Below are 23051 nucleotides of genomic sequence, written 5' to 3'. Positions count from 1 at the left end.
AACCTGACACCGGACGGAACACGTGTCCCCCTCGCTTCGGCGCAGTGCCTGAATGAGCCACGCCGACCGCGACGAGCGCCAGTTGTGGGCGGACGGGCATCGACGCACTCGCCCGGTCACGGCCCACCTCACCGCCCCTCAGCACAGGACAGCGCGACATGACATACCAGGAGAAGATCCCCGGCCTCGGCGAGTTGTCGCTGGTGACCGTCGACCCCGACCGGCACGCCGAACTCCTGCACGTCTGGGTCACCCGCCCCCGCAACTCCTTCTGGGGCATGGGGTCCCACACGCTGGAGCAGGTACGCGAGATCTACGCCTTCGTCGACAGCCTGCCGACGCACCACGCGTACCTGATCATGATCGACGAGGAGCCGGTCGGCCTCTTCCAGACCTACCAGCCCGAGGCGGACCCGGTCGGCGAGCGCTACCCCGTCCAGCCCGGCGACGTCGGGATGCACCTGCTGCTCAGCCCCGACCGGCGCCTCGCCCAGGGCCTCACCGCCGCCGCCGGTCCCGCCCTCGCGCGCTTCCTGTTCCGCGACCCGGCCGCCCAGCGGATCGTCGTCGAGCCGGACGTGCGCAACCACCTCGCGCTACGCCGACTGGAGGTCGAGGGCTTCACCTTCGGGGCCGAGATCGAGATGCCGGACAAGCGCGCCCGGCTCGCTTTCCTCACGCGCGCGCGGTTCGAGTCGGACCACCCGACCCCGGCCTGACCGCCGACTCGGCCGGCAGCGGAGGGTGCTCGCGCACTGAGGGCATGCGCTGGCGCATGACGAACGGCGATGCCGGGTATGGTGCGGTGTATTGGTGTCGCCGGGCCTTCCCCGGGATCCAGACACCGCGCTCTGGCGCCAGTGCGAGCGCCGCGTTTGTCACGAGGTTGTGCGGCAGGAGTTGCCGACGGCCCAGACTCACTCCTTGTTGAACAAAGGACCCGTGCATGACATCGAACGGAACTGATCGACCCGTGTTGTTTCTCGCCAACGCGGCCGCCGACGGGCTGGACAGCTCGAGCGTGACCGTCGACGGCAGCGAGGAGGCCATGCGGCGCCTACGCCATCCGTTCGCGGTGAAGCCGGCCCGGCCTACTGCGACGGCGGGCGACAACCCGGAGCAGCGCGACTGATTTGAGGCTTCCACTCCATCTGCCCCACCACGGGCTCCCCACTCACGAGCATCCTGCCCTCGCCACGCTGCCGGAAACCGGGCGCAGGATCCTGAGCCGCGCTTTCACGGCAGCCAGGCCCAGGCCCAGGTCGGCATCTCGCGACTGCACGCCTCCCGGCTGATCACCCAATCGTGGCCGGGCTGCGCGGCCACCTCTCCGACGACCGCGCCCGGACCTGTTCCGGCATAGATTTTCTGGGTCGGCCGGGGCCAGCTTCGGCGGCAGGATCCAGCGCCGATCCGGCGGGCGGTAGGCGACGAATCCCTCCTGACAGCACCACTCACGCTGCCGGGTCCGGCCGGCGCCGTTACGGTCGAGGTTGCCGGAAGCGGTCCCCCGACCCGGGGTGGCCGGGGAAACGCCGACGAACAGGACAGCCATGACGGTTCACATCGATCTCGCGGGCAGGACCGCGCTGGTCACCGGTTCGACCCAGGGGATCGGCGCGGCCATCGCGGCCGGCCTCGCTCGCGCGGGGGCCCGGGTGGCGGTCAACGGCCGTACCGCCGCCAGTGTCCAGAAGGCGGCGGTGGCGTTGCGGAGCGAGGTCCCCGGTGCCGACGTGATCGAGGTCGATGCCGACGTGGCCAGCGACGAGGGCACCGCCCGGACCCTCGACCTGCTGACCACCGTCGACATTCTCATCAACAATCTGGGCATCTTCGGCCCCACTCCCGCGCTGGAGATCTCGGATGACGAGTGGCGTCGCTACTTCGATGTGAACGTGCTGGCCGGCGTCCGACTGACCCGGGCCTACCTGCCCGGGATGATGGAGCGCGGCTGGGGACGCGTGCAGTACATCGCCAGCGACTCGGCGGTCGCGATCCCGGCCGAAATGATCCACTACGGTGTCTCCAAGACGGCATTGCTCGGCGTCTCACGCGGGTTCGCGAAGGCTGCCGCCGGCACGGGCGTGACCGTCAACTCCGTGCTCGCCGGGCCCACCCACACCGGCGGCGTCGAGGGCTTCATCTCCGACCTCATGGGCGACAGCCTGCCGTGGGACGAGGCGCAGCGGGAGTTCATGCGGCAGCACCGGCCGCAGTCCCTGCTTCAGCGGCTGATCGAGCCCGAGGAGATCGCCAACATGGTCACCTACCTCGCCTCTCCCCTCGCCTCCGCGACGACCGGCGCCGCGGTCCGGGTCGACGGCGGCTACGTCGACGCGATCATCCCGTAGGCGTTCCGACTGGGCATCGCCACTCAGAGCTGGACGATGTGACCCACCCGTGGTGGCGTACGGCCGCCGAGGACCTCGATCCACGCGTGCCGCAGGGCTTCCGGCCCCGCGCCGACCCGGACGTCGAGCCAACCGCTCACCACCGCGGTGAACCGTTGCCAGGCCTCGCTGAACCGTTGGTCCAGCCCTTCGCGGCCCCAGTCCAGGCTGCGCTTGCGCATCTGGACCGGCGCGAAGAACACCTCCTCGGCCGCGTCGGCGTTCGGGGTCTGGTTGGTGAGCCCGACCGCGATGTCCCGGACGAGTTGGTCACCGAGGTGTCGTCGCAGAGCGGTACGGGTCGATGGCGCTCCGGACAGATCGAGATAGACGGTCGGAACCACGTCGAGGACGCCGATGTCGTCGTAGGAGTGGACCTCGTCGTAGCAGCCGAGCGACCGTGTGAAGGCGACGTTGCCCGGTGCGGTGAGCCCGACCAGGCGCGGGCCACGGCCGTGCAGTTCGAACGCCGTGGCGTAGGCGGTCTTGCTGGACGCCGACGACATCACCAGCGAGGTTGCGCCGTGGAAGCCGTTGTCGGCGACCTGGTCGGCCAGCATGAAGGAGGTGAAGAACAGCGGCCGGAACAGGACCAGCAGATCCTCCTGCTCGGGCCGGTACGCCGAGTCGCCGGTGGTCGACCGGTAGGCGTTGTACGGCGAGGGCAGCCCGGCCCGGTGCGTGCTCGCGTCGCGGAACCCGGACGCGTCCACCCGGTGTGGCCGCACCACGAGGTGACCCGCGGGCGGGAGGTAGCCGTAGACCCGCTGCCCCTCCGCGACCTCCGGAACCGTCGACGCGATCACCTCGGCGAAGCCCCACAGCGGCGGGAGCCCCCACTGCGACCCGAGCCCACGGGCGTCCGGCGGGAAGAACTGCCAGTAGCGCATCGAGTCACCGAGCACCGCGTAGGTCACGTTGTTGGCGGTCAGGCCGACACGGTCCACCCGGAGCAGCGCCTCACCGTCGGACAGAGCGGAGGTCGCGCCATCGACGATGGTGGTCCGGCCGAGGTCATCACGGGCCACGGCGAATGTCCATGAGGCAGGCATGGTCTGAAGCTAGACAGTCCCGGAAACGGAGACAAGTGCACTCTCAATGCAAAATCCCGCTCACGGGGAGGGCGCGTCGGCCAGGTCGGCCGGGTCGAGGTGCAGGGTGGCGAGCAGGCCGGAGTGCTTGGCCGGGTCAACCTGCTCCGGGAGCTCGCGCTCGACCCAGTCGGCTCTGGCCTGCTGGCCCCGATCACGAAGTGCGTTGACGATCCGGTCCCTGGCGATCTTCATCTGGTGCTCCCTGGTTGAGCCGTCCCCAACGGTCATGCTCGCCGGACGGCGGTGTGAACGGGTCGGACTCCACCACCGGCCATCGCGCTGAACCCGAATGTGCGGTGACCGGTTGATCCGACAGCCGGACGTGGTCAGTGATCAACCAACACGACCAGCACTCGCGGCGATGAAGATGACGATCGTTAACGCCCCTCGTGGGCTGGTGGCGACAGCGACTGCCGGCCACCGGGGCCCCGGGCGACATGCCCACCGTACGCCCTCGCCCTGTGGAAACGCACAATCCGGCGCTGGCCGTCAGGGTGCGATGCGGAGGACCCGGATCGCGCTGTCGTCGTAATCGCTGAAGCGGTACCTGAGCCCGGCGAACGGACTGCCTGGAAAGTCCCCGGTGATCGTCGTGGTCACGATGGTGCCGGCGGGAATGATGTAGACGTCGGTGATCTCGTACGACACCAGCGGCACCTCGCGGCGCCACTCGCGGATCGCCTCGATGCCGCGGTACTCGGTCGACTCGTCCTCGACGACGGCGTCCTGCGCGAACAGGGCGAAGTAGTCCTCGGAATCCGGCTGGCCGGCGAGTTCGAAGTAGCGGCGAATGATGTCCGGCGTCGCCTGGTTGGCGGTCATTGTTCGGTGTCCCTTCTGCGGGTCGGGTCGGGTCAGACCGTCGGAATGGTGCCGCCGTCGATCACGTGCTCCGCGCCGACGATCGACGAGGCGCGGTCGGAGACCAGGAAGGCCACCAGGTCGGCCACCTCGTCCGGGCGTGCCGGGCGGCCCAGCGGGATACCGCCCAGGGAGTCCATCAACTGCCCGAGGGCGGTGTCGCGGTCGACGCCGTTCCCGGCGGCGAGGCGGTCGACCAGGGCGTCGGCGGCGGTGGTCTGAATGAAGCCGGGTGCCACGCAGTTGACCCGGACGCCGTACGGCGCCACCTCGTTGGCCAGGCCCTTGCTGTACGCGGTCAGCGCCGCCTTGGCGGCCGCGTACCCGAGGGTGGCCTCGTACATCGGCTTGCGGCGCTGGATCGAGGAGAGGTGCACGATGGCACCGGCGCGCTTCTCGATCATGGATGGAACGAGGCGCCGGTCGAGGCGTACCGCGCCGAGGAGGTTGAGGTTCAACTCGTCGGCCCAGGCCTGCTCGGTCAGCGCGGCGAAGCCACCCGCCGGGGCGTGCGACCCGCCGACGACGTGCACGACGATGTCGGCGCCACCCTCGCCGAGCAAGCGTTCGGCCACCGCCTGCGCGCCGTCGACGCTCGACGTGTCGGCGGCGATGAACCGGTCGGTGAACTCGAACTCCTCGGGCTCACTGCGGGCACTGATCCACACGTCCGCGCCGACCTCGCGCAGCCGGGCGGCGATCGCCGCGCCGGCACCCTTCGTACCGCCGGTCACCAGGGCGCGGCGGCCCTGGAGCGAGTCCCGTGCGGACACCGTTTCGGACATCGGACACCCCTGTCTGCGCAGCATGAAGCGGGCGTCGTCGGGACGCCGTATAGTTGCTTCTGAAACAGAACCTACTGACTTCGACAGTAGCACCGACTCGAAAGAGGGCACATCCGTGGCAGGAAAGATCCGCTTGGAGGACCGCGAGTGCCCGCTGTCCAGCGCACTGGGCTACGTGGGCGAGTGGTGGACACTTTTGATCCTGCACGACGCCTTCGACGGGTACACCCGGTTCGACCAGTTCCAGGCCAACCTGGGCGTCTCGTCCAGCATCCTGACCAGCCGGCTCAAGACCCTCACCGGCCAGGGGCTGCTCGAACGACGTCGCTACCAGACCAGGCCGGACCGCTACGAGTACGTCCTCACCGACCTCGGCCGCAGCCTGCGGCCCGTCGTGGTCGCCCTGGCCGCGTGGGGCAACTCCCGCCTGGACCCGAGCGAACGCAGCATGATCCTGGTCGACCGGAACACCGGCGTGGAAGCCGATCCGGTCATCGTCGACCGGAGCACCGGTCGTCCGCTCGACGACAGCGACTTCGTCTTCGCCGCCGGCCCGGCCGCCAGCGAGATCATGCGCAAGCGCTACGAGCACATCCCGACCCAGTCGGCACCTCTCTGAAACACGCCTTGGTGGCCGCAGTCGTAAGTTCTTCACGCCGGCAACGCTCTTTCGTCATGACCGGGCGAGGAGTCGGGTCTCCACTGCGTCGGTGACCGCGAGGTGCCGGCGGCGGCTCGGCATCATCATGGTCGGGTGGGAGATGCTCCAGGCCGCGCTAGCGCAGATCATCTCCTTGATGCGGGCGGCGGTCCGGCCCGTGATGACGGTGGACGTGACCTGATCCTCGGGGGTCACGCGCTGGATGATTCCATCGCGGCGTCCGAGGCTGATGCACTGCAAGGAGTAGCCGATCGTGGTCTCGGGAACCTTGCGACCGGTCAAGCGCGCGGCGATGACGTCGGCCGCCAGCCACGCCATCGGGTTTGCCGAGGCGCAGGACATCCGCAGTGGCTTGCCGCCCGCTCCTTCGGCGAGCGCGGCGTCGCCGACGGCGTACACATCGGGGTGCGAGACCGATCGCATACTGGCGTCGACGACGATCCGGCCACTGTCGGACACCTCAAGGGTGGTGGCGGCCGCGATCGGGTGCACGGTGAAACCCGCGGTCCACACGGTCACCTGAGCCTCGATCTTTCTACCTGCACCGGTGACCACGCCGTTCGCTTCGACGCGCGTGATGTCGGCATGGTCGTGGACCGTGATGCCAAGCCGGTCCAGGGCGCCGCGCAAGTGGCGCTGGGCCTTGTCGCTGAGCCAGCCGCCGACGCGGCCACGGGCGGCGATCGCGACCTCAAGGTCCGGGTGGGCTTCGGCGATCTCGGTGGCTGCCTCGATGCTGGTCAGGCCGCCGCCCACGATCAGCACGGTCCCACCGCACTTCACCTCGCTCAGGCGCGCCCGCAGCCGGAGCGCGGCCTGCTTGCCGGCCACGTTGTAGGCGTGCTCTGCGACACCGGGGACGCCGTGATCGGTGATGGCACTGCCCAGGGCGTACACGAGAGTGTCATAGACGAGGGTCTCACCGCCGAGATCGACGGTCTTGCCTTCCACATCGACAGCGGCGACCCGCGCGGTCCGGACCTGTACGCCGGTGCCCGCGTAGACGTCGCGCAGTGGGCGAGGCTGCAGATCTTGCCCGCTCGCGAGCTGGTGCATGCGTACCCGTTCGACGAACTCCGGGTCGCCGTTGACCAGGGTGATCTCGATGTCGTCGCGGTGCAGCCGCTTGGCGAGGCGCCCGGCGGTGTTGGCTCCGGCGTATCCGGCTCCCAGGACGACGATGCGGTGCTTCATGGCTCGCTCCTATCTGGTTGCTTTCACCTCCTGAACCGGACAGGCGCGCGATCCCTGACAGGGAACGAGTGTGAGCTGGGTCACCAATCCACCACCAGTGGGCGATGGGGTCCAGCGGCCGCCCACTGTCGCGCGACGCGCTGAAGTTTGTCCGGGTTGACCTGGATGTGGATCGACGCCAGACCGTCGGGGGTCGCATCGAGGCAGAACACGCCGATGACCTGCTCGTCGACCTCCGCCAGCACGGCAGGACCGCCGTTGACGACGACGGCGTAGAAGGCGGGAGTGCCACCGACGAGGGCTCGCTTGGCATCGCTCGGCTGGAACAGAGCACGCAGGTACTTCGCGATGTCCATCGCTCCGATGACCGGGGTCCTGCGGGCATGAACCTTGCCGCCGCCGTCGGCCATGCTGACCGCGTCGTCGACGAGCAGCCGGATCAGCGGCTTGGTGTCGCCACTGAGGGCCGCGGCGAGAAACTCCTCGACGATCTTCCGGGCGGCGACCGCATCGATCTCCGTGCGGGATCGTTCGACAGCCAGATGCTGCCTGGCACGCCGGTAGATCTGCTGACAGTTCGACTCGGTGATGTCCAGAATCTCCGCGATCTCGCGGTGCGCGTACCCGAACGCCTCGCGCAGCACATACACCACGCGCTCATTGGGGGACAGCCGCTCCATCAGGGTGAGCATCGCCATGGAGACCGACTCGCGCTGCTCGAGGGTGTCGGCGGGACCGAGTATCCGATCTCCGTCCAGCACCGGCTCAGGGAGCCACTGCCCCACGTACGTCTCCCGCCTGGCCCGCGCCGAGGTGAGCTGGTTGAGGCAGAGATTGGTGACCACCTTCGTCAGCCACGCTTCGGGCGTCTCGATCCGTTCCCGGTCCGCCGCATGCCAGCGCAGGTACGTATCCTGCACCGCGTCCTCCGCATCACCGGCCGATCCCAGCAGCCGATAGGCGATCGCCTCCAAGCGGCCCCTGGAGCTCTCGAACAGATCGGCCTCGTGCGTGCGGAGCGACATTGCCCCATGATTGATCATGCGCGCAGGCCGCGTCTACTCGCCCCAGACACCCTGGATCACCCGTGTGAGACCGTGGCCAGGGATGCGGGCCCTGCCGTACTGGACCCCGCCGCATGACCCCCGAAGGATTTACACCTCAGACCACTTAGTGCTGGTGCGGCCGGTTTCGGACGAGGGCGAGGGCGAGCACGGCGGTCGCGAGGAAGACGATGCCGTTGACCCGCAGGCCGGCCTGTACGCCGGCGGTCAGCGCCTCGGCGAGCGCGGACCGGACCGGTTCGGGCAGCGCCGGGTCACCGGTGGCGCCGCCGGCCACCGCCGTCCGCACCGCCGTCCGGGTCGGCTCGCCCACCTGGTGAGCGGCGAGCCGGTCGGGCAGGTCGGCCAGCATCGTGGTGGTGAGCAGCGTGCCCAGCAGGGACGACCCGAGCACCGAGCCGACCTGGCGGGCGGCGTTGACCGCACCGGAGGCCATCCCGGCCTGGGCGGGCGCGACGCTGGCCAGCGCCGCCGCGGTCGCCGGGGCCACCACCAGGGCGCTGGCGGCGCCGAACAGGGCCAGCAGCGGCCAGCGGTGGTCGAACGGGGTGGTCGGGCCCTGGGCGGCCAGACCGAAGCTGGCCAGGGCACCGAGGACGAGACCGACGGTGAGGGGGGCCTTGAACCCGGTGCGGCGGATCGCACGCCCGGCGGCGAAGGCGGCGACCGCGTAGACACCGAAGAGCACCAGCATCCGCCAGCCGGTGTCCAGCGGGCTGAGCGCCTGAGCACGCTCGTGGAACAGGACGAGCAGGATCGCCACACCGGTGAAGCCGAACAGCGACACCGCCGCGACGACCATGACGGCGCTGAACGACGCGGACCGGAACAGCCGTACGTCGAGCATCGGCGCGCTGGTACGCAGCTCGACCAGCACGAACCCGACCAGCGCGGCGGCGGAGACGATCCAGGTCGTCGCCACGACCGGGCTGGTGTAGCCGTCCCGGCCGCCCCTGATCATGGCGTAGACGGCGGCGGCGATGGCGATGGTGCCGAGCAGCAGACCCGGCACGTCCAGGCGGCCCGCGCCCTGCCGGGACTCGGCCACCCCAATCGCGGCCACGACGAGGGTGACCACACCCAGCACGATCGTCGACAGGAAGACGCTGTGCCAGTGAAAGTGCCGCAGCAGGGTGCCGGCGATCAGCGGCCCGACCGCCAGGCCGATGCCGGAGGCGGCCGACCAGGCGGTGATGACCTCGGTGCGTCGGTGCGGGTCGGTGAAGGTCGCGCCGAGGATCGCCAGGCTGTTCGGCAGGATCAGGGCCCCGCCGAGGCCCGCCACCAACTGCCCGGCGATCACGCAGGCCGCGGTGGGGGCCGCGGCGACGACGGCGCCACCAACGATCATGGCGATGACGCCGGCGGCGAACATCCGCCTGCGCCCGTACCGGTTGCCCAATGTGGCGGCGGACAGGACCAGGCTCGCCACCACCAGGGTGTAGGCGCTGGGGATCCAGATCAGGGTGGTCGGGTCGACGCCCAGGTCGCGCTGGATGGTGGTCAGGGCGGAGACCGTCGCGGTGATCTGGAGGAACGTGATCATCGCGCCCAGGCACATGGCGATCAGGGTCACCGCGCGGGAGCCGCGAACGGATGGACGCGCGGTGGCGGTCGGCGCGGGTGCGCTCGCGTGCGGCGGGCGTGCTGATCCGATCGGGGCCGTGGTGCGCTGGTCGGTCACAGGGGGTCCTAAGGTTCGGTCCACGCGGGTGCCGGGTCGACGGCGACGGCGGGGAGGCGGACGGCGCCAGTCAGGCAGCGCCGGCTGACGTGAGCTGACTTGCGCATAGCTAAGCCAGAGTCCAGTCAAGCACCTGACTAGCGATTGCGCAAGTCAGGCCGTACGCTGGTGGCATGGCGGATCTACGTGACGACCGCGACTCCTGGTCGATGGCGAACTGCTCGGTCGCCCGCGCGATGGACATCGTCGGCAGCAGATCGACCATGCTGATCATGCGGGAGGCATTGCTCGGTACGCGCCGTTTCGACGACTTCGTCCGTCGGGTCGGGGTCGGCGAGCCGGCCATGGCCGCCCGGCTCAAGGAACTGGTCGGCGCCGGCCTGCTCGAACGGATCCCCTACCGGGAGCCGGGGCAGCGCACCCGCCACGAATACCAGCTCACCCCCAAGGGCCGTGAACTGCTGCCGGTGGTCACCGCCCTGCGCAACTGGGGTGACACCTGGGCCGCCGACGAAACCGGCCCCGGCCTCCTCGTCACCCACCACGGTTGCGGCAAGCCGATCCGCGCGGTGCTCCGCTGCGAAGCCGGCCACGACGTCAAAGACGACGAGACCGACATCCTCGCCGGGCCGGGCCTGATCCGGCGCGGGTGACCGCAGGCGTCATCCGGCCGGTTCGAAGACGGCCCGTACGCAGCCGTCGATCCTGTTCTTGAACATGCTGTAGCCCTGCGGAGCCTGGTCGAGCGGCATGGTGTGGGTCGCCAGGTGCTCGGTGACCAGTTCGTCGCGCGCCATCCGTTCGAGCAGCATCGGAATGTAGCGGTGGCCGTGCTGCTGGGCGCCGCGCAGCGTGAGGCCCTTGTTCATCACCGCGCCGAGCGGGAACCTGTCCACCAGACCGGCGTAGACACCGAGCAGGAACACGCTGCCACCCTTGCGGCAGTTGTGGATGGCGTCCCGGGCGGCTACCGGCGCGTCCGGCTCCAGCCGCAACTGCTGCTTGATCTGGTCGTACCATGACTGCGGGCCGGTGCTGTGCGACTCCATCCCGACCGCCTCGATGCACACGTCCGGCCCCCGCCCGCCGCTGCGTTCCAGCAGTTCGCCGCCCACATCGTGGCTCTGGTAGTTGAGGGTCTCCACCCCCAGGTGCGTCTCCGCCATCCGTAGCCGGTCGTCGAAGCGGTCGATCACGATCACCCGTTCGGCGCCCAGCAGCACCGCTGCCCGCGCCGCCATCTGGCCCACCCCGCCGGCGCCCCACACCGCCACCACGTCACCGGGCCGGACACCGCCCAGGTCGGCGCCCATCCACCCGGTGGGAGCGGCGTCGGAGGCGAACAGCGCACGCTCGTCGCTCACCCCGTCCGGAACCGGGAACGCCCCCTGGTCCGCGTACGGGACCCGGATGTACTCCGCGTGACTGCCCGCGAAGCCGCCGAGGGCGTGCGAGTAGCCGTAGCAGCCGCCGAGCATTGGGCCCCGGGGGCTCTCGATGACCGCCGGGTTGGTGTTGCCGTTGTCGCACAGCGAGAACTGCTGCTGCTGGCAGTACCAACAGCGACCGCACGAGATGAACGAGCAGACCACCACCCGGTCCCCCACCCGGTGCCTACGCACCTGGGGGCCGACCTCGACCACCTCACCCAGGAACTCGTGGCCGAGGACGTCGCCGCGCTCCATGAAGGGGAGGTAGCCGCCCAGCAGGTGCAGGTCGGAGCCGCAGGTCACCGTCTTGCGTACCTTGATGATCGCGTCCTGCTCGTTGCGCAGCTGCGGCTCCGGCACCTGGGTCACCGCCAGCTCGTCGGCGCCCTGCCACACCAGTGCCTTCACCGCCGCCCCTCCTGTCGGCCCTGCCGTCTCACCGTCCGGTCCGACGCTAGCGGCGGGCCGGCGCGGCGGCGGTGGTTCAGCCGGGTTGCTGCCAGGCGGCGAGGCGGAGCCCAAAATGACGCCCAAAGTACCCGTGACGTTACGAGCTTGTTTCCAAGGTTTCCGGCAGGTTACGAGCGCCTCTCGACGATCGATACCGCTCCTACGTTTCGGCCACCGTCATCAGTCGTGGCGGCCGGCACCGAACGTTGGAGGCAACGACGTGCCACAACCGAACGCACATCGGACCGGACGGACGGCGGCGGGTGAACCGGCGCGGGCCGCGGGGGCGATGGCCGAGCTGGAGGCCGGCATCGAGGGCCACGACGCGCCACTCGCCCTGGCCGTCCTGCGCCGGTGCCGGGAGCTCGTTCCGGACTGACGCGTGGTGTGCCGCCGACGGAGGAGCCGCCGACGGCACACCACAATGGATCAGAGAACGATCTGGTGCACCCGGTCGTCGACGCCGCGTACCGCCAGCCAGGCGCTGCCGTCGGCGCCTGCGGCGGCGCCCGGTGCGCCCCGGAACGCGTCGGTGGCGAACTCGCCACGACGGAACCAGCCGCCCCACGCCCCGTCGACCAGGTTGCGCTGCCAGAGCCGGTTGTCGGCGGCCAGCGCGAAGAGGTAGACCCGCCCCTCGGTGGCCAGCAGGGTCGGGCTGCCGCTGGTGGTGCCGCCCAGGCTCGTCCAGGCCGACCAGGTGGTGCCGGTCCGGCTGCGCCACCACACCTCGTCGGTGCGGCTGCGGACCGCGACGTGCAGCACGCCGGCGTCGTCGACGACGGCACTCGGCCGGCCGTAGATCGGCCGGTCGTCGGGCGCGCCGATGCCCGTCCAGCCGCTGCTCGGGGTACGCGAGAAGAGCATGCCGTCGGCACCGCGGACGATCAGCGTCCACTGGGTCGGGCTGGTCCAGGCCACCGTGGGCCCGTCGGTCACCGTGCCGCCGAGGCTCCGCCACGGCCCCCACTTGCCGGCGACGTAACTGCGCTGCCAGGCCGCGTTGTCGGTGCCCCGTACGAAGACGTCGATCCGCCCGCCGGCGGAGCCGTACGCGGCCGGCTGGCCGAGGATCCGGCCGCCGACCGGGCCGCCGAGGGACGTCCACCAGGTCCCCCAGGTCGCACCCGAGCGGGTGTTCACCGCCAACGCGCCCTGCGCCGTGCGGACGAAGGCGGTGGCGTGCGTGTCGTCCACCCGGACCAGCGCGGGGCTGGCGCTGGCGGTGCCGCCGAGGCTGGCACCGGCGACCTGGTCGGCACCGGTCAGGCCGAGCATGGCCACCCCGTGCGCCGGGACCTGGACGGTGTACGAGCCGGTGAACGGCTGGACCCCGGCCGTGCCGGGCTCGGCGTCGACGGTGGTGCGGGCCCACAGGTCGCGGACCGCGACCGGCCCGCCGAGCGCGACGTCAGCGAAGTTGACGGTGATTTCCTGGGCGGTGTCGTGCCGGTTCAGCAGTGCGACCGCCCGCCGGCCGGAGCCGGTGAGCACCTTGCTCCAGACCTGCGCGTCGACCCCGGTGTCGGCGACCTTGACGCCCTGCCGGACCAGCCGGTCCTGGTTCACCGCGATGATCTCCGGGTTGGTCAGGGCAGAGATCATCTCGCTGGGCAGGCCGCGCGGATCGGAGCCGATGACCAGCGGGGCGGCCATGATGGACCACATGCCGAGCTGCGTCTTGGACTCCTCCAGGCTCAGCTCGTACCCGCCGCCGGGCAGCGGACGCATCGGCAGCAGGTAGTCCGGGTCGTTGTAGTGCCCCGGCCCGGTGGCCGCCGGGTGGTACGCGTTGACGTCCATGTTGCGCAGCACCCACGGGAACGCCCACTGCGGCGTCGGGTCGGTGAGCCCCACGTCCGTGTAGGTTCGCCAGGAGTCGGCGACGGTGGGCGCGTACGTGTAGGTCCAGGTGGAGAGCTGCTCCGGGGTGTACGGGCCGCCGCCCCAGTCGGAGCTGACCGGGTTGCAGATGTTGAGCAGCATCAGCCGGGGCGACTGGCGTACCGCGTCGGCGAGCTCACGGAAGGTCGCCTCCGGGTCGAGGCCCGCGGCGCGGCCGCAGAGCCAGTCGGCCTTGAGCGCGTCGAACCCCCAGCCGGCGAACTGGGCCACGTCGGCCCGGTAGTGGCCGTTGCTGCCCAGCCCGCACTGCCCGGGCAGGTACGGCCCGGCGTCGGTGTAGATGCCGGCCTTCATGCCCTTGCTGTGGATGTACGCCGCCAGCGCGCCCATCCCGCCGGGAAACCGGGCCGGGTCGGCGACCAGCCGGCCGGCCTCGTCACGGGGGGTGGGCGCGGCCCAGTTGCCGTCGATCCAGACGTAGGTGTAGCCGGCGTCCCGCAGGCCGCTGCTGACCATGAAGTCGGTGACCGATCGGACCTCGACCTCGGTGGGATCGCCACCGAGGCCGAAGTAGGTGTTCCAGCCCTGGTAGGGCGTCGGGGCCAGCCCGCTGTTGAAGAAGGCCGGGGCGCCCTGGTCCTCGGCGCCGGTGGCGGCGGGGGCGTGGGCCGGGGACGGATCGCTGTGCGGTGGGCCGGCCGTGGCCGGCAGCGGGCCGACCAGGCCCAGGCCGAGCACGGCCAGGGCAACGGTCAGCGGTCGGATCAGGCGCATGGGGGGTACTCCTGTCCCTCGGGGGTGGGGTGCGGTGGTGCCCCGGCCTCAGTCGCGGCGCAGCACGATGAGGTCGGCGTCGTGGGTCGCGCTCCAGTGCACCGGCAGGCCGACCGAGCTGAGGTGGCTGCCGGAGTAGTGCCGGTCGCCGTGCCGGTAGCGGGCGGCCGGGTCGAGGCCCCGCAATGGCAGCCGGACCGGGCGGGACGGGAGCAGGCCAGCGCCGTCGAGCCGGCCGGTGTGCCAGGCCAGCACGACCACCCGGCGCTCGTCCGGCGCGGTGTACTGCACCGCACAGCGAGCCTGGTCGGGGCCGCCGATCAGGTGCGCCTCGCCGTACGTGACGACGTCCCGGATCTCCTTGTACCGGGCGATCCAGCCGGCCGCCTCGGCCCGCTCGGCGGCGCTCCAGGCCCGGATGTCCGCGCCGATGCCGAGCACGCCGGCCATCGCGAGCACGAACCGGAACGCCAGCGAGCGCGGACGCGGATCGAAGAGGCCGGGCGCGTCGGTGACCCAGGAGCTGAGCAGGTGCGGGGCGTTGGCGTGCAGGAAGCCGTACTGGATGGCCAGCCGGTCCAGCGGGCCGGTGTTGTCGCTGGGCCAGAACACGTCGGCGCGGGCGGCCATCGCCAGGTCGGTCCGCGCGCCCCCGCCGGCACACGCCTCGATCAGCACGCCGGGGTGGTTCCGGCGCAACCGCTCGTAGATCCGGTGCAGGTTGGTCACGTGCGCGCCGTCCAGGTCGAGCGGGCCGACCCCGCCCGGGCGCCCCGGCTCGGTACGCGGCCGGTTGAAGTCCCACTTCAGGTAGTCGATGTCGTACCGGCGGAGCAGACCGTCCACGGTGGAGTGGACGAACTCGGCGACCTCCGGCCGGCCCAGGTCGAGCAGGTACTGGTTGCGTACGGGGGTGAGCGGACGGCCGTGGACGGAGTAGACCCACTCCGGGTGCTCGGCGTAGAGCCGGGACCGTGGGTTGACGCACTCCGGCTCGACCCAGAGCCCGAAGTTCAGCCCGAGCGCGCGGACGTCGGCGATGAACGCGTCGAACCCGGCCGGGAACTTCGCCGGATCCGGCGTCCAGTCGCCCAGCCCGGCGGTGTCGTCGTCGCGGCCGACGAACCAGCCGTCGTCCACCACGAACGTCTCCACGCCCAGCTCGGCGGCGATCTCGGCGAGCGCCAACTGGCTCTTCGCCTCGACCGCGAAGTAGGTGGCCTCCCACGAGTTGTAGAGCACCGGGCGCGGCGTCAGCCGCTCCCCGGCGAGCAGCCGCTGGTGGGTGTGCCAGACCCGGGCCAGGCCGTCCAGGCCGTCCGGGCTGTACGCCCCGGTAACCATCGGCAGGGTCAGCCGGTCGCCGGGGGCCAGCTCCAGCGGGCCGTCGACCAACTGGCGGCCGGCGCGGACCCGGGTCAGGCCGCCGGTGTCCCGCTCGGCGCTGATCTCCCACGAGCCGGTCCAGGCCAGCGCCGTCCCCCAGGTGGGGCCGGCCGGCTCGGCGGTGTCCCGCACGGCCAGCCAGGGAACGTGCAGGTGCCCGGGTACGCCCTGCGAGCTGCCGATGGTGAACGTGCCGTGGCCCAGCTCGACGTGGGAGAGCTGGAACTCCTGCGCCCACTGCCCCCACTGGTGGCTGAGCAGCGCGCCGTGCGGCGTCGGCACACAGAACCCGGCCGACCCGGCCCGCACGACCCGCAGCGGACCGCTGCCCTCGTTGGTCAGCTCGACCCACCGCTGCACCACGTCTGTGCCGGCGGGCACCCGGTAGTGCACGGTGGCCCGCAGCCCGGTCACCGGGTCGGCGAAACCGACCGCCAGCTCCCGCTGGTCGGCGTCGACCCGCACGTCGGTGTGGCCGAAGCCCACCCGGCGCTCCCCGCTGGCCGTCTCCACCACCAGGTCGGCGCCGGTGAACGGCCGGTCGGCGTCGGTCGCGTACTCGATCGGGGCGGCGTCCCCGGCGGTGAGGAACGGCACCGGGCCGTCGTAGGCGACCGGGGAGGGGCCGTCGGAGACGCCGTGCGGACCCCACGCGACAAGCTCCAGCCAGCGGCCGTGCGCCGGCACGGTCACGGTGTACTCGGTGTGCGCGCCGCGCAGCGTCCAGCGCTGCCCGCCCGGCGCGGGGGCGGTCACTTGACCGCCCCGAGCGCCAGGCCGGAGACGAAGTGCCGCTGGAAGCGCAGGAAGACCGCGACGGTGGGTACGGCCGCGATGACCGTGCCGGCGGCGATGACGTTCCAGGACGAGACGAACTGACCCTGGAGGCCGAGCAGTGCCGGGGTGACCGGCATGTTGTCGTCGGTGCGCAGCACGGTGATCGCCCAGAGCAGGTCGTTGAAGATCCAGGTGAAGGAGAGCGCCCCGAGCGCGGCCAGCGCGGGCCTGGTCAGCGGCAGCATCACCCGGGTGAAGATCTGCGCCGTGCCGGCACCGTCGATCGTGGCCGCCTCCTGGATCTCACCCGGCAGGTCCCGCATGAAGCCGTGCAGGACGAAGGTGTAGAAGCCGAGCCCGAAGCCGACCTGCACCGCGATCAGCGCCCACAGCGTGTCGTACAGGCCGGTCAGCTCGCTGAACTTGGCCACCGGGATGAGCAGGATCTGCGGTGGCAGGAGGTTGCCGGCGAGCATCAGCAGCAGGATGGTCCGGCGGCCGGGGATCCGGAAGCGGCTCAGCGCGAACGCGGCCATCGCGGCCAGCCCCAGGCTCAGCGCCACCGACGGGATGGTGACCAGCATGCTGTTGATGAGCGCGCGCAGCTCGCCGCCGTCGGTCCACGCCTGTCGGTAGGTGTCCAGGGTGAACGAGCGGGGCAGGCTGCCGACCCCGTGCGCGGCGATGTCGTCGAACGACCGGGTGGACATCACCACGACCCAGAGCACCGGGCCCAGCCAGAGCAGCGAGAGCAGAATCATGCCGGTGTGGAAGGCCCCGGTGCGGAGCTTGTTCATCACGCTTCCTCCCGGAACGCGCGGATCAGGTAGCCGAGGATGACCGCCAGCGCCAGCACGAAGATCACGACGGCGATCGCGGAGGCGTAGCCCAGGCGCAGGCTCTGGAACGCGGTCGAGTACATGTAGGTGCTGAGCAGCTCCGACGAGTGGTACGGCCCGCCCTTGGTCAGCGACCAGACGATGTCGAACGACCGCAGCGAGTCGATCACGATGACCGAGAGCACGACGGCGTTGACCCCCTTGAGCTGGGGGATGGTCACGTGCCGCAGCCGCTGCCAGGCGTTGGCGCCGTCCATCCGGGCCGCCTCGTGCAGCGCCGGGTCGATCGCCTTCAGCCCGGCCAGGAACAGCACCATCACGTACCCGATCTGCCGCCACAGCGCGGGCAGGATCACCGCGTACAGCGCGGTCTGCGGGTCGGCGAGCCAGGGCCGGATCAGCTGCTCCAAGCCGACCGACCGCAGGAACGAGTCGAGCAGCCCGTCGGGTTGGTAGAAGACCCGCCAGACCAGCGCGGTCACCACCAGCGAGAAGACCACCGGGGTGAACAGCGCGGCCCGGTAGAAGCCGACCCCGCGCCGTTCCCGTTGCAGGACCAGCGCCATGCCGAAGCCGCCCAGCACGGAGAGGCCGCCGAAGAGGACCAGCCAGATCACCGTGTTGAGCAGCGCGCCCCGGAAGGTGGCGTCGCCGGCCATCTCCACGTAGTTGTCGACGCCGACGAAGGTGGGCGGCGACATGCCGTCCCAGCGGGTGAGGGAGAACCAGAAGCCCTGGATCGCCGGCCAGAAGACCCAGACGCTCTCGACCAGGAACGGTACGAGGACGAACGCCACCAGCAGCGGCGACAGTCGAGCCGACCGTCGCCGCCGCCGGGTGGGGGTGACCGAAGTCGTGGAGATCGTTGCTGTCACGTCAGCCCTTGAAGACCTTCTCGGAGCCGCTCTGCCACTCCCGCAGGATCGCGTCGATCTGGTCCGGCTTGTCCATGAACTTGGTCAGCGCGGTGTCCGCGGTCGGCTGGAGCGCGTCGCTGGAGTCGCGGTTGAAGAACTGGGTCAGCTCCTTGGCGCCGTCGAGCATCGCCTTGCCCTTGACCACGAGCGGCGAGTCGGACGCCTTGGCCTTCGGGTTGGCCGGCAGCACGATTCCGGAGCTGGCCTTGACGTACGCCTCCTGCGCCTCGACGCCGGCCAGGTAGGTGAGCAGAGCCTTGGTGCCGGTGGAGTTGGCGGTCTTGGCGCTGGCGAAGAAGCCGTCGGTCGGGGCCTCCTCGGCCACCGGCACCGCCGGGTCGATGATCGGGAACTGGAAGAAGTCCAGGTCGCCGAGAGCATCCTTGGGCGCCGCGTCGGCGAAGAAGGTGCCGATCAGGAACATGCCGGTCTTGCCGGCCAGCAGGGCAGTGGTCGCCTCCTGGAACGGGTAGGCCTTGCCCTTGGGGTCGAAGTAGGGCAGGGCCTCGCGCCAGCGGGTGAAGACAGCCTTGACCCTGGGGTCGTCGAAGCGCTGCTTGCCGGCGAGCAGCTCGCGGTGGAACGGAGCGCCGTTGATCCGGATGTTGAGGTAGTCGAACCAGGCGGACGCCACCCACGGGGTGTCGCCGAGACCGATGCCGATGGGCGGGATGCCCTTGCTCTTCAGCGTCTCGCACAGCGCCAGGAACTCGGTCCAGGTCTTCGGCTCCCGCACGCCCCACTTGGCGAAGTTGGACTTGCGGTAGAAGAAGCCCCACCAGTAGTTGTTCATCGGCACGAAGACCTGCTTGCCGCTGGCGTCGGTGGAGAGGGTGCGTAGCGACTGGGGGTAGTCGCCCAGCGACTTCCAGACGTCGGAGACGTCCAGCAGGAGGTTGCGGCTGGCGTAGTCGTTGGCGACCGAGCCCGCGTACCAGGTGTAGAGGTCCGGCGGGTTGGCCGAGGTCAGGTACGTCGGCAGCTGGGTCCGGAAGGTCTCCGAGGCGATCGTGTTGAGGCTCGCCGTGCCCTTGCCCTGCGCGTTGAAGTTCGCGATCAGCTTCTCCATCGCCGCCTTGGCCTGCGGCGAGGAGAGGTTGGACTGGATGGTGACCGCGCCGGAGCCGTTGCCCGCCGTCGGCCCGCTCGCGGAGCTGGCGCACGCGCTGAGGAACGAGCTGGCGCCGAGGGCGCCCAGGCCGGCGAGCCCGAGGTGGCCAAGGAATCGCCGGCGACCGGGGTCGAAGTCGCTCACGGGGGTGTCCTTCCTCTACGACACGTAGCGTCACGGCGCAATGTGTCGGCCATGTGAATGGTGTGACCAGAAGGTTGCATCGACCCTCGGCGGCTGTCAAGATATCTTCGTAATTAATGATTAGATGAGACCAAGGCGAGGGTCAGGTGGATCAGCTTATGCGCCGGCTTGAGGGCAAGAACGCGCTGGTCACCGGCGCGATGGGCGGGATCGGCGCAGCCATCGCCCGACGACTCGCCGCCGAGGGAGCGGCAGTCGCGCTGCTCGACGTGGCCGACTCGACCCCGCTGGCCGACGAGCTGACCGCCCGGGGCGACCGAGCACTGTCCGTAATGGGCGATGTCAGCGATGAGGCCGACTGGTCAGCCGCCGTGGCGGCGGTGCACGGCAGCCTCGGCCCGGTGGACATCCTGGTCAGCACCGCGTACGCCGTGCAGGTCGCCCCGGCACACGAGACCAGCCGACAGTCCTGGGACCACCAGCTCGGGGTCAGCCTCACCGGCTCGTTCCTCGGCGTACGCGCCTGTCTGGACGATCTGCGGGCACGCGCGGGCTCGGTGGTGCTGATCTCCTCGGTGCACGCGCTGGTCGGGCTGCCCGGGCGACCCGCGTACGCCGCGGCCAAGGGCGGCCTCGTCGCGCTCGGCCGCCAGCTCGCCGTGGAGTACGGCCCACAGGTGCGGGTCAACACCGTGCTCCCCGGGCCGATCCTCACCGACGCCTGGGCCGAAGTGTCCGAAGAGGACCGTCGACGCAGCGTCGCGGAGACCGTGGCGAAGCGGTTCGGCACGCCGGACGAGGTGGCCGCGACGGTGGCCTTCCTCGCCTCACCGGACGCCGCCTACGTCACCGGCGCGAGCCTGGTGGTGGACGGTGGCTGGACCGCGGTGAAAGCCTCGGCCTGAGAGATCGATACCGACCAGCGAGAAGGCCAGGAGAGCATTGGCACAGTACGCACGCCGCGGCGTCCACGGGCAGACCGTCGAAGCCATCGCCCGCCGCATCCTCACCGGTGAGATCCCCGCCGGGGCGACCCTGAACATCGTCGCGCTGCAGGAGGAGTTCGACGTCAGCCTGACGGCGCTGCGCGAGGCGCTGAAGGTTCTCTCGGCCAAGGGCATCGTCGACGCCCGGCAGAAGCGCGGCACCTTCGTCCGGCCGCGGGCGGACTGGAACCTGCTCGACGGTGACGTGATCCGCTGGCAGTTCGCCGAAGGCCCCCACGAGCGCCTGCTCGACCAGCTGCACGAGGTCCGCGCCATCATCGAGCCGGCCGCCGCGCGGCTGGCCGCCACCCGGGCCACCGAGGACGACATCGCCGCGCTCGACCGGGCGCTGGTCGAGATGGCCGAGGCCAACGGCGACCCCGCCGCCGCCGTCGCCGCCGACCTCTCCTTCCACCGCGCGCTGCTCGCCGCCACCCACAACGAGCTGCTGGAGCGCATGGAGGTGGTGATGGAGACCGGGCTCGCCGAGCGGGACCGGCTGGTGCACGGCGGCGCGTCACACGACGACCCGGTGCCCAGCCACCGCGCCGTGGTCGACGCGCTGCGGGCACGCGACGAGACGGCGACCGAGACCGCCATGCGTGAGTTGCTGGACAAGGCCGTCCGGGACGTCGAGAAGGCACGGGGACAGAGGGGCAGTCAGTGAAGATCGAGCGGATCGAGACCTTCCTGGTCGCGCCACGGTGGTTGTTCTGCCGGGTGGAGACCGACGACGGGCTGGTCGGGTGGGGTGAGCCCGTCGTCGAGGGGCGCGCCGAGGTGGTGCGCAGCGCGGTCGAGGTGCTCTCCGAATACCTGATCGGCGAGGATCCACTCCGGATCGAGCAGCACTGGCAGGTGCTCACCAAGGGCGGCTTCTACCGCGGTGGCCCGATCCTCTCCAGCGCGGTCGCCGGCCTCGACCAGGCGCTCTGGGACATCGCCGGGCAGGCGTACGGCGCACCGGTGCACGCCCTCCTCGGTGGGGCCGTCCGGGACCGGGTGCGCATCTACTCCTGGATCGGCGGGGACGAGCCCGACGAGGTGGCCGACGCCGCTGCCGCGCAGGCCGCCGCCGGTCTCACCGGGGTCAAGATGAACGCCTGCGGGAGACTGTCCGCCATCCCCACCTCCGCCGAGGTGGACGCGGTGATCGGCCGGGTCGCCGCAGCCCGGGAGGTGCTCGGCCCCGACCGGGACATCGCACTGGACTTCCACGGCCGGGCCGGGCTGGCCGCGATCCGCCGGATCCTGCCCGAGCTGGCCCCCCTGCGTCCGTTCTTCGTGGAGGAACCGGTCCTGCCCGACCAGGCCCACCACCTGCGCGACATCATCGCCGGTACGCCGATCCCGGTGGCCACCGGGGAACGGCTCTACGGCCGCTCCGAGTTCCTCGGCCCGTTGCAGGCCGGGGTCGCCGTGGTCCAGCCGGACCTGTCACACGCCGGCGGGATCTCCGAGGTGCGCCGGATCGCCGCGCTGGCCGAGACGTACGGCGCGTTGCTGGCCCCGCACTGCCCGCTCGGCCCGATCTCCCTGGCGGCCAGCCTCCAGGTGGCCTTCGCGACGCCGAACTTCCTGATCCAGGAGCAGAGCATCGGCATCCACTACCACTCCGGCTCCGAGCTGCTGGACTACCTGGTCGACCCGGAGCCGTTCCGGTTCGTGGACGGGCACATCGCCCGGCTGGACCGGCCCGGCCTGGGCATCACGGTCGACGAGGCGGCGGTGCGGCAGGCCGCTCGTACCCCACACACCTGGCGGAACCCGGTCTGGCAGCACCGCGACGGGTCGTTCGCCGAATGGTGACCGGGGCGGCCGGGCCCGTGCCGGTGCCGGTGCGGGTGGCGTACGACGCGGCACGAGGCGGCCGGTGGACCAGCCTGCGCGGCGGCGGCCGGGAGTGGCTCTGGCGGGGGTCGGAAACCGGCCGGCACGAGGTACGCCCCGACGCCGCGTTCATCGACGCCGGCGGGCTGGAGGAGTGCCTGCCCACCGTGCGCGGCCGGCCCGACCACGGCGAGGTGTGGTCCCGGCCGTGGCGGACAGCCGGTCCCGGAACGGTGGTCATCGAACGCCCCACGTTCACGTTGACCCGCCGGATCACCGACCGGGACGGCGTGGTGGTGGCCGACTACCGGCTGGCCGCTGAGCCCGGCCACCGGTTCGTGTGGGCGGCGCACGCCCTGCTCGACCTCTCCCCCGAGGCCCGTCTCGACGCGCCGGCCGGCACTCCGACCCGGCTGCACCCGGAGGCCGCCGCTCTGCTGTCCCCGGGCACCTGGCCCGCCGGCAGCCCCTGGCTGACCGGGCCCTGGCCCGCGCCGGCCGGGCTGGCGCTGGACACCCTCGGCCCGGACGACGGCACCGCGCTCGGTGCGGTGCTGCTCGACTGCCCCCGGGTTCAGGTGACCGACGGCGCCGACCGGCTGACCCTGGAGCTGGAGTGCGCCGACCAACCCCGCAGCACCGCGCTCTGGCGCAACCTGGGCGGCTGGCCCGCCACCACGCCCTACCGCAGCATCGGTGTCGAACCGATGCTCGGCGCCGCCTTCGACCTGGCCGATGCCGGTCCGTCCGACGCGGCGGTCGTTCCGCCCGCCGGTGAGGTCGCCTGGCGGCTCGCCCTCTCCGCCCACCGCTTCCGGTAAGGACG

Annotated in this window: 23 protein-coding genes; 10 read left to right on the top strand and 13 right to left on the bottom strand. The window is 71.1% G+C overall.

The genetic code is table 11. The features are described from left to right. Window positions 1-158: 158 nt before the first annotated feature. The 3 genes from ABZU69_RS12755 (at window position 159) to ABZU69_RS12745 (ending at window position 2354) form a co-directional block, all read left to right on the top strand. The gene (locus ABZU69_RS12755; RefSeq protein ID WP_354964511.1) at window positions 159-719 is read left to right on the top strand and encodes a GNAT family N-acetyltransferase; all 561 of its coding nucleotides are present in this window, start codon (window positions 159-161) and stop codon (window positions 717-719) included. A 227-nt stretch (window positions 720-946) separates the two neighbouring features. Continuing rightward, the gene (locus ABZU69_RS12750) at window positions 947-1132 is read left to right on the top strand and encodes a hypothetical protein (RefSeq protein ID WP_354964510.1); all 186 of its coding nucleotides are present in this window, start codon (window positions 947-949) and stop codon (window positions 1130-1132) included. Window positions 1133-1553: 421 nt separating this feature from the next. Then, a complete protein-coding gene (locus tag ABZU69_RS12745) occupies window positions 1554-2354 on the top strand; it encodes an SDR family oxidoreductase (protein ID WP_354964509.1) in 801 nt (266 codons plus the stop codon). A gap of 23 nt (window positions 2355-2377) precedes the next feature. Here ABZU69_RS12745 and ABZU69_RS12740 read toward each other — a convergent pair whose 3' ends face one another. The 4 genes from ABZU69_RS12740 to ABZU69_RS12725 form a co-directional block, all read right to left on the bottom strand. Then, the gene (locus ABZU69_RS12740) at window positions 2378-3445 is read right to left on the bottom strand and encodes a DUF2855 family protein (RefSeq protein WP_354964508.1); all 1068 of its coding nucleotides are present in this window, start codon (window positions 3443-3445) and stop codon (window positions 2378-2380) included. A 60-nt stretch (window positions 3446-3505) separates the two neighbouring features. Further along, window positions 3506-3679 carry a hypothetical protein gene (locus ABZU69_RS12735; RefSeq protein WP_354964507.1) on the bottom strand — a complete coding sequence of 58 codons (174 nt, stop codon included), beginning with the start codon at window positions 3677-3679 and terminating at the stop codon, window positions 3506-3508. A 297-nt stretch (window positions 3680-3976) separates the two neighbouring features. Next, window positions 3977-4309, bottom strand: coding sequence for a nuclear transport factor 2 family protein (locus tag ABZU69_RS12730; protein ID WP_354964506.1), 333 nt, complete (start codon window positions 4307-4309; stop codon window positions 3977-3979). A gap of 32 nt (window positions 4310-4341) precedes the next feature. Beyond that, window positions 4342-5133, bottom strand: coding sequence for an SDR family oxidoreductase (locus ABZU69_RS12725; protein ID WP_354964505.1), 792 nt, complete (start codon window positions 5131-5133; stop codon window positions 4342-4344). Window positions 5134-5248: 115 nt separating this feature from the next. Here ABZU69_RS12725 and ABZU69_RS12720 point away from each other — a divergent pair, with 115 nt between their 5' ends. After that, window positions 5249-5752, top strand: coding sequence for a helix-turn-helix domain-containing protein (locus ABZU69_RS12720; RefSeq protein WP_354964504.1), 504 nt, complete (start codon window positions 5249-5251; stop codon window positions 5750-5752). A 54-nt stretch (window positions 5753-5806) separates the two neighbouring features. Here ABZU69_RS12720 and ABZU69_RS12715 read toward each other — a convergent pair whose 3' ends face one another. The 3 genes from ABZU69_RS12715 to ABZU69_RS12705 form a co-directional block, all read right to left on the bottom strand. Next, entirely contained in the window at window positions 5807-6988 is a 1182-nt protein-coding gene (locus tag ABZU69_RS12715; protein WP_354964503.1) for an FAD-dependent oxidoreductase, read from the bottom strand. A gap of 80 nt (window positions 6989-7068) precedes the next feature. Further along, window positions 7069-8013: an RNA polymerase sigma-70 factor gene (locus tag ABZU69_RS12710; protein WP_354964502.1), complete on the bottom strand. Its 945-nt coding sequence runs from the start codon at window positions 8011-8013 to the stop codon at window positions 7069-7071. A gap of 145 nt (window positions 8014-8158) precedes the next feature. Then, a complete protein-coding gene (locus ABZU69_RS12705) occupies window positions 8159-9628 on the bottom strand; it encodes an MFS transporter (RefSeq protein WP_354964501.1) in 1470 nt (489 codons plus the stop codon). 281 nt (window positions 9629-9909) lie between these two features. On the opposite strand from ABZU69_RS12705, the gene ABZU69_RS12700 reads away from it, so the two are divergent. Then, entirely contained in the window at window positions 9910-10389 is a 480-nt protein-coding gene (locus ABZU69_RS12700) for a helix-turn-helix domain-containing protein (RefSeq protein WP_354964500.1), read from the top strand. A 9-nt stretch (window positions 10390-10398) separates the two neighbouring features. Here the strand turns inward: ABZU69_RS12700 and ABZU69_RS12695 are convergent, their stop codons facing one another. Then, window positions 10399-11574, bottom strand: coding sequence for a zinc-dependent alcohol dehydrogenase (locus ABZU69_RS12695; protein ID WP_354964499.1), 1176 nt, complete (start codon window positions 11572-11574; stop codon window positions 10399-10401). Window positions 11575-11836: 262 nt separating this feature from the next. Here ABZU69_RS12695 and ABZU69_RS12690 point away from each other — a divergent pair, with 262 nt between their 5' ends. Then, window positions 11837-11995 (top strand): hypothetical protein, encoded by a 159-nt coding sequence (locus ABZU69_RS12690; RefSeq protein WP_354964498.1) that lies wholly within the window; start codon window positions 11837-11839, stop codon window positions 11993-11995. Window positions 11996-12045: 50 nt separating this feature from the next. Here ABZU69_RS12690 and ABZU69_RS12685 read toward each other — a convergent pair whose 3' ends face one another. Genes ABZU69_RS12685 through ABZU69_RS12665 form a run of 5 tightly spaced genes read right to left on the bottom strand, consistent with a single transcriptional unit; the run spans window position 12046 to window position 19409 of the window. Further along, window positions 12046-14235 carry a glycoside hydrolase family 27 protein gene (locus ABZU69_RS12685; RefSeq protein WP_354964497.1) on the bottom strand — a complete coding sequence of 730 codons (2190 nt, stop codon included), beginning with the start codon at window positions 14233-14235 and terminating at the stop codon, window positions 12046-12048. Window positions 14236-14283: 48 nt separating this feature from the next. After that, window positions 14284-16377 carry an alpha-galactosidase gene (locus ABZU69_RS12680; RefSeq protein ID WP_354964496.1) on the bottom strand — a complete coding sequence of 698 codons (2094 nt, stop codon included), beginning with the start codon at window positions 16375-16377 and terminating at the stop codon, window positions 14284-14286. Then, a complete protein-coding gene (locus ABZU69_RS12675; RefSeq protein WP_354964495.1) occupies window positions 16374-17195 on the bottom strand; it encodes a carbohydrate ABC transporter permease in 822 nt (273 codons plus the stop codon). The genes ABZU69_RS12680 and ABZU69_RS12675 overlap by 4 nt, the downstream gene beginning before the upstream one ends. Continuing rightward, window positions 17195-18112 (bottom strand): sugar ABC transporter permease, encoded by a 918-nt coding sequence (locus tag ABZU69_RS12670; protein ID WP_354964494.1) that lies wholly within the window; start codon window positions 18110-18112, stop codon window positions 17195-17197. The genes ABZU69_RS12675 and ABZU69_RS12670 overlap by 1 nt, the downstream gene beginning before the upstream one ends. Before the next feature lies 1 nt (window position 18113). Next, the gene (locus ABZU69_RS12665; protein ID WP_354964493.1) at window positions 18114-19409 is read right to left on the bottom strand and encodes an extracellular solute-binding protein; all 1296 of its coding nucleotides are present in this window, start codon (window positions 19407-19409) and stop codon (window positions 18114-18116) included. A 158-nt stretch (window positions 19410-19567) separates the two neighbouring features. Between ABZU69_RS12665 and ABZU69_RS12660 the strand changes: the two genes are divergently transcribed. From ABZU69_RS12660 to ABZU69_RS12645, 4 genes are read left to right on the top strand one after another with little or no spacing between them, the layout of a single operon-like run. Next, window positions 19568-20314, top strand: a complete 747-nt coding sequence (locus tag ABZU69_RS12660) for an SDR family oxidoreductase (protein ID WP_354964492.1) — start codon at window positions 19568-19570, stop codon at window positions 20312-20314. Between the two features lie 37 nt (window positions 20315-20351). Continuing rightward, the gene (locus tag ABZU69_RS12655; RefSeq protein ID WP_354964491.1) at window positions 20352-21062 is read left to right on the top strand and encodes a FadR/GntR family transcriptional regulator; all 711 of its coding nucleotides are present in this window, start codon (window positions 20352-20354) and stop codon (window positions 21060-21062) included. Continuing rightward, window positions 21059-22204: a galactonate dehydratase gene (gene dgoD, locus ABZU69_RS12650; RefSeq protein WP_354964490.1), complete on the top strand. Its 1146-nt coding sequence runs from the start codon at window positions 21059-21061 to the stop codon at window positions 22202-22204. The genes ABZU69_RS12655 and dgoD overlap by 4 nt, the downstream gene beginning before the upstream one ends. After that, window positions 22198-23046: a hypothetical protein gene (locus ABZU69_RS12645; RefSeq protein ID WP_354964489.1), complete on the top strand. Its 849-nt coding sequence runs from the start codon at window positions 22198-22200 to the stop codon at window positions 23044-23046. The genes dgoD and ABZU69_RS12645 overlap by 7 nt, the downstream gene beginning before the upstream one ends. Window positions 23047-23051: the final 5 nt, after the last annotated feature.

This window comes from Micromonospora sp. NPDC005206, from assembly GCF_040608175.1.
Lineage (GTDB): Bacteria > Actinomycetota > Actinomycetes > Mycobacteriales > Micromonosporaceae > Micromonospora.
The sequence above is the reverse complement of the archived record's forward strand: the minus strand, read 5'-3'. Positions and strand labels throughout refer to the sequence as shown.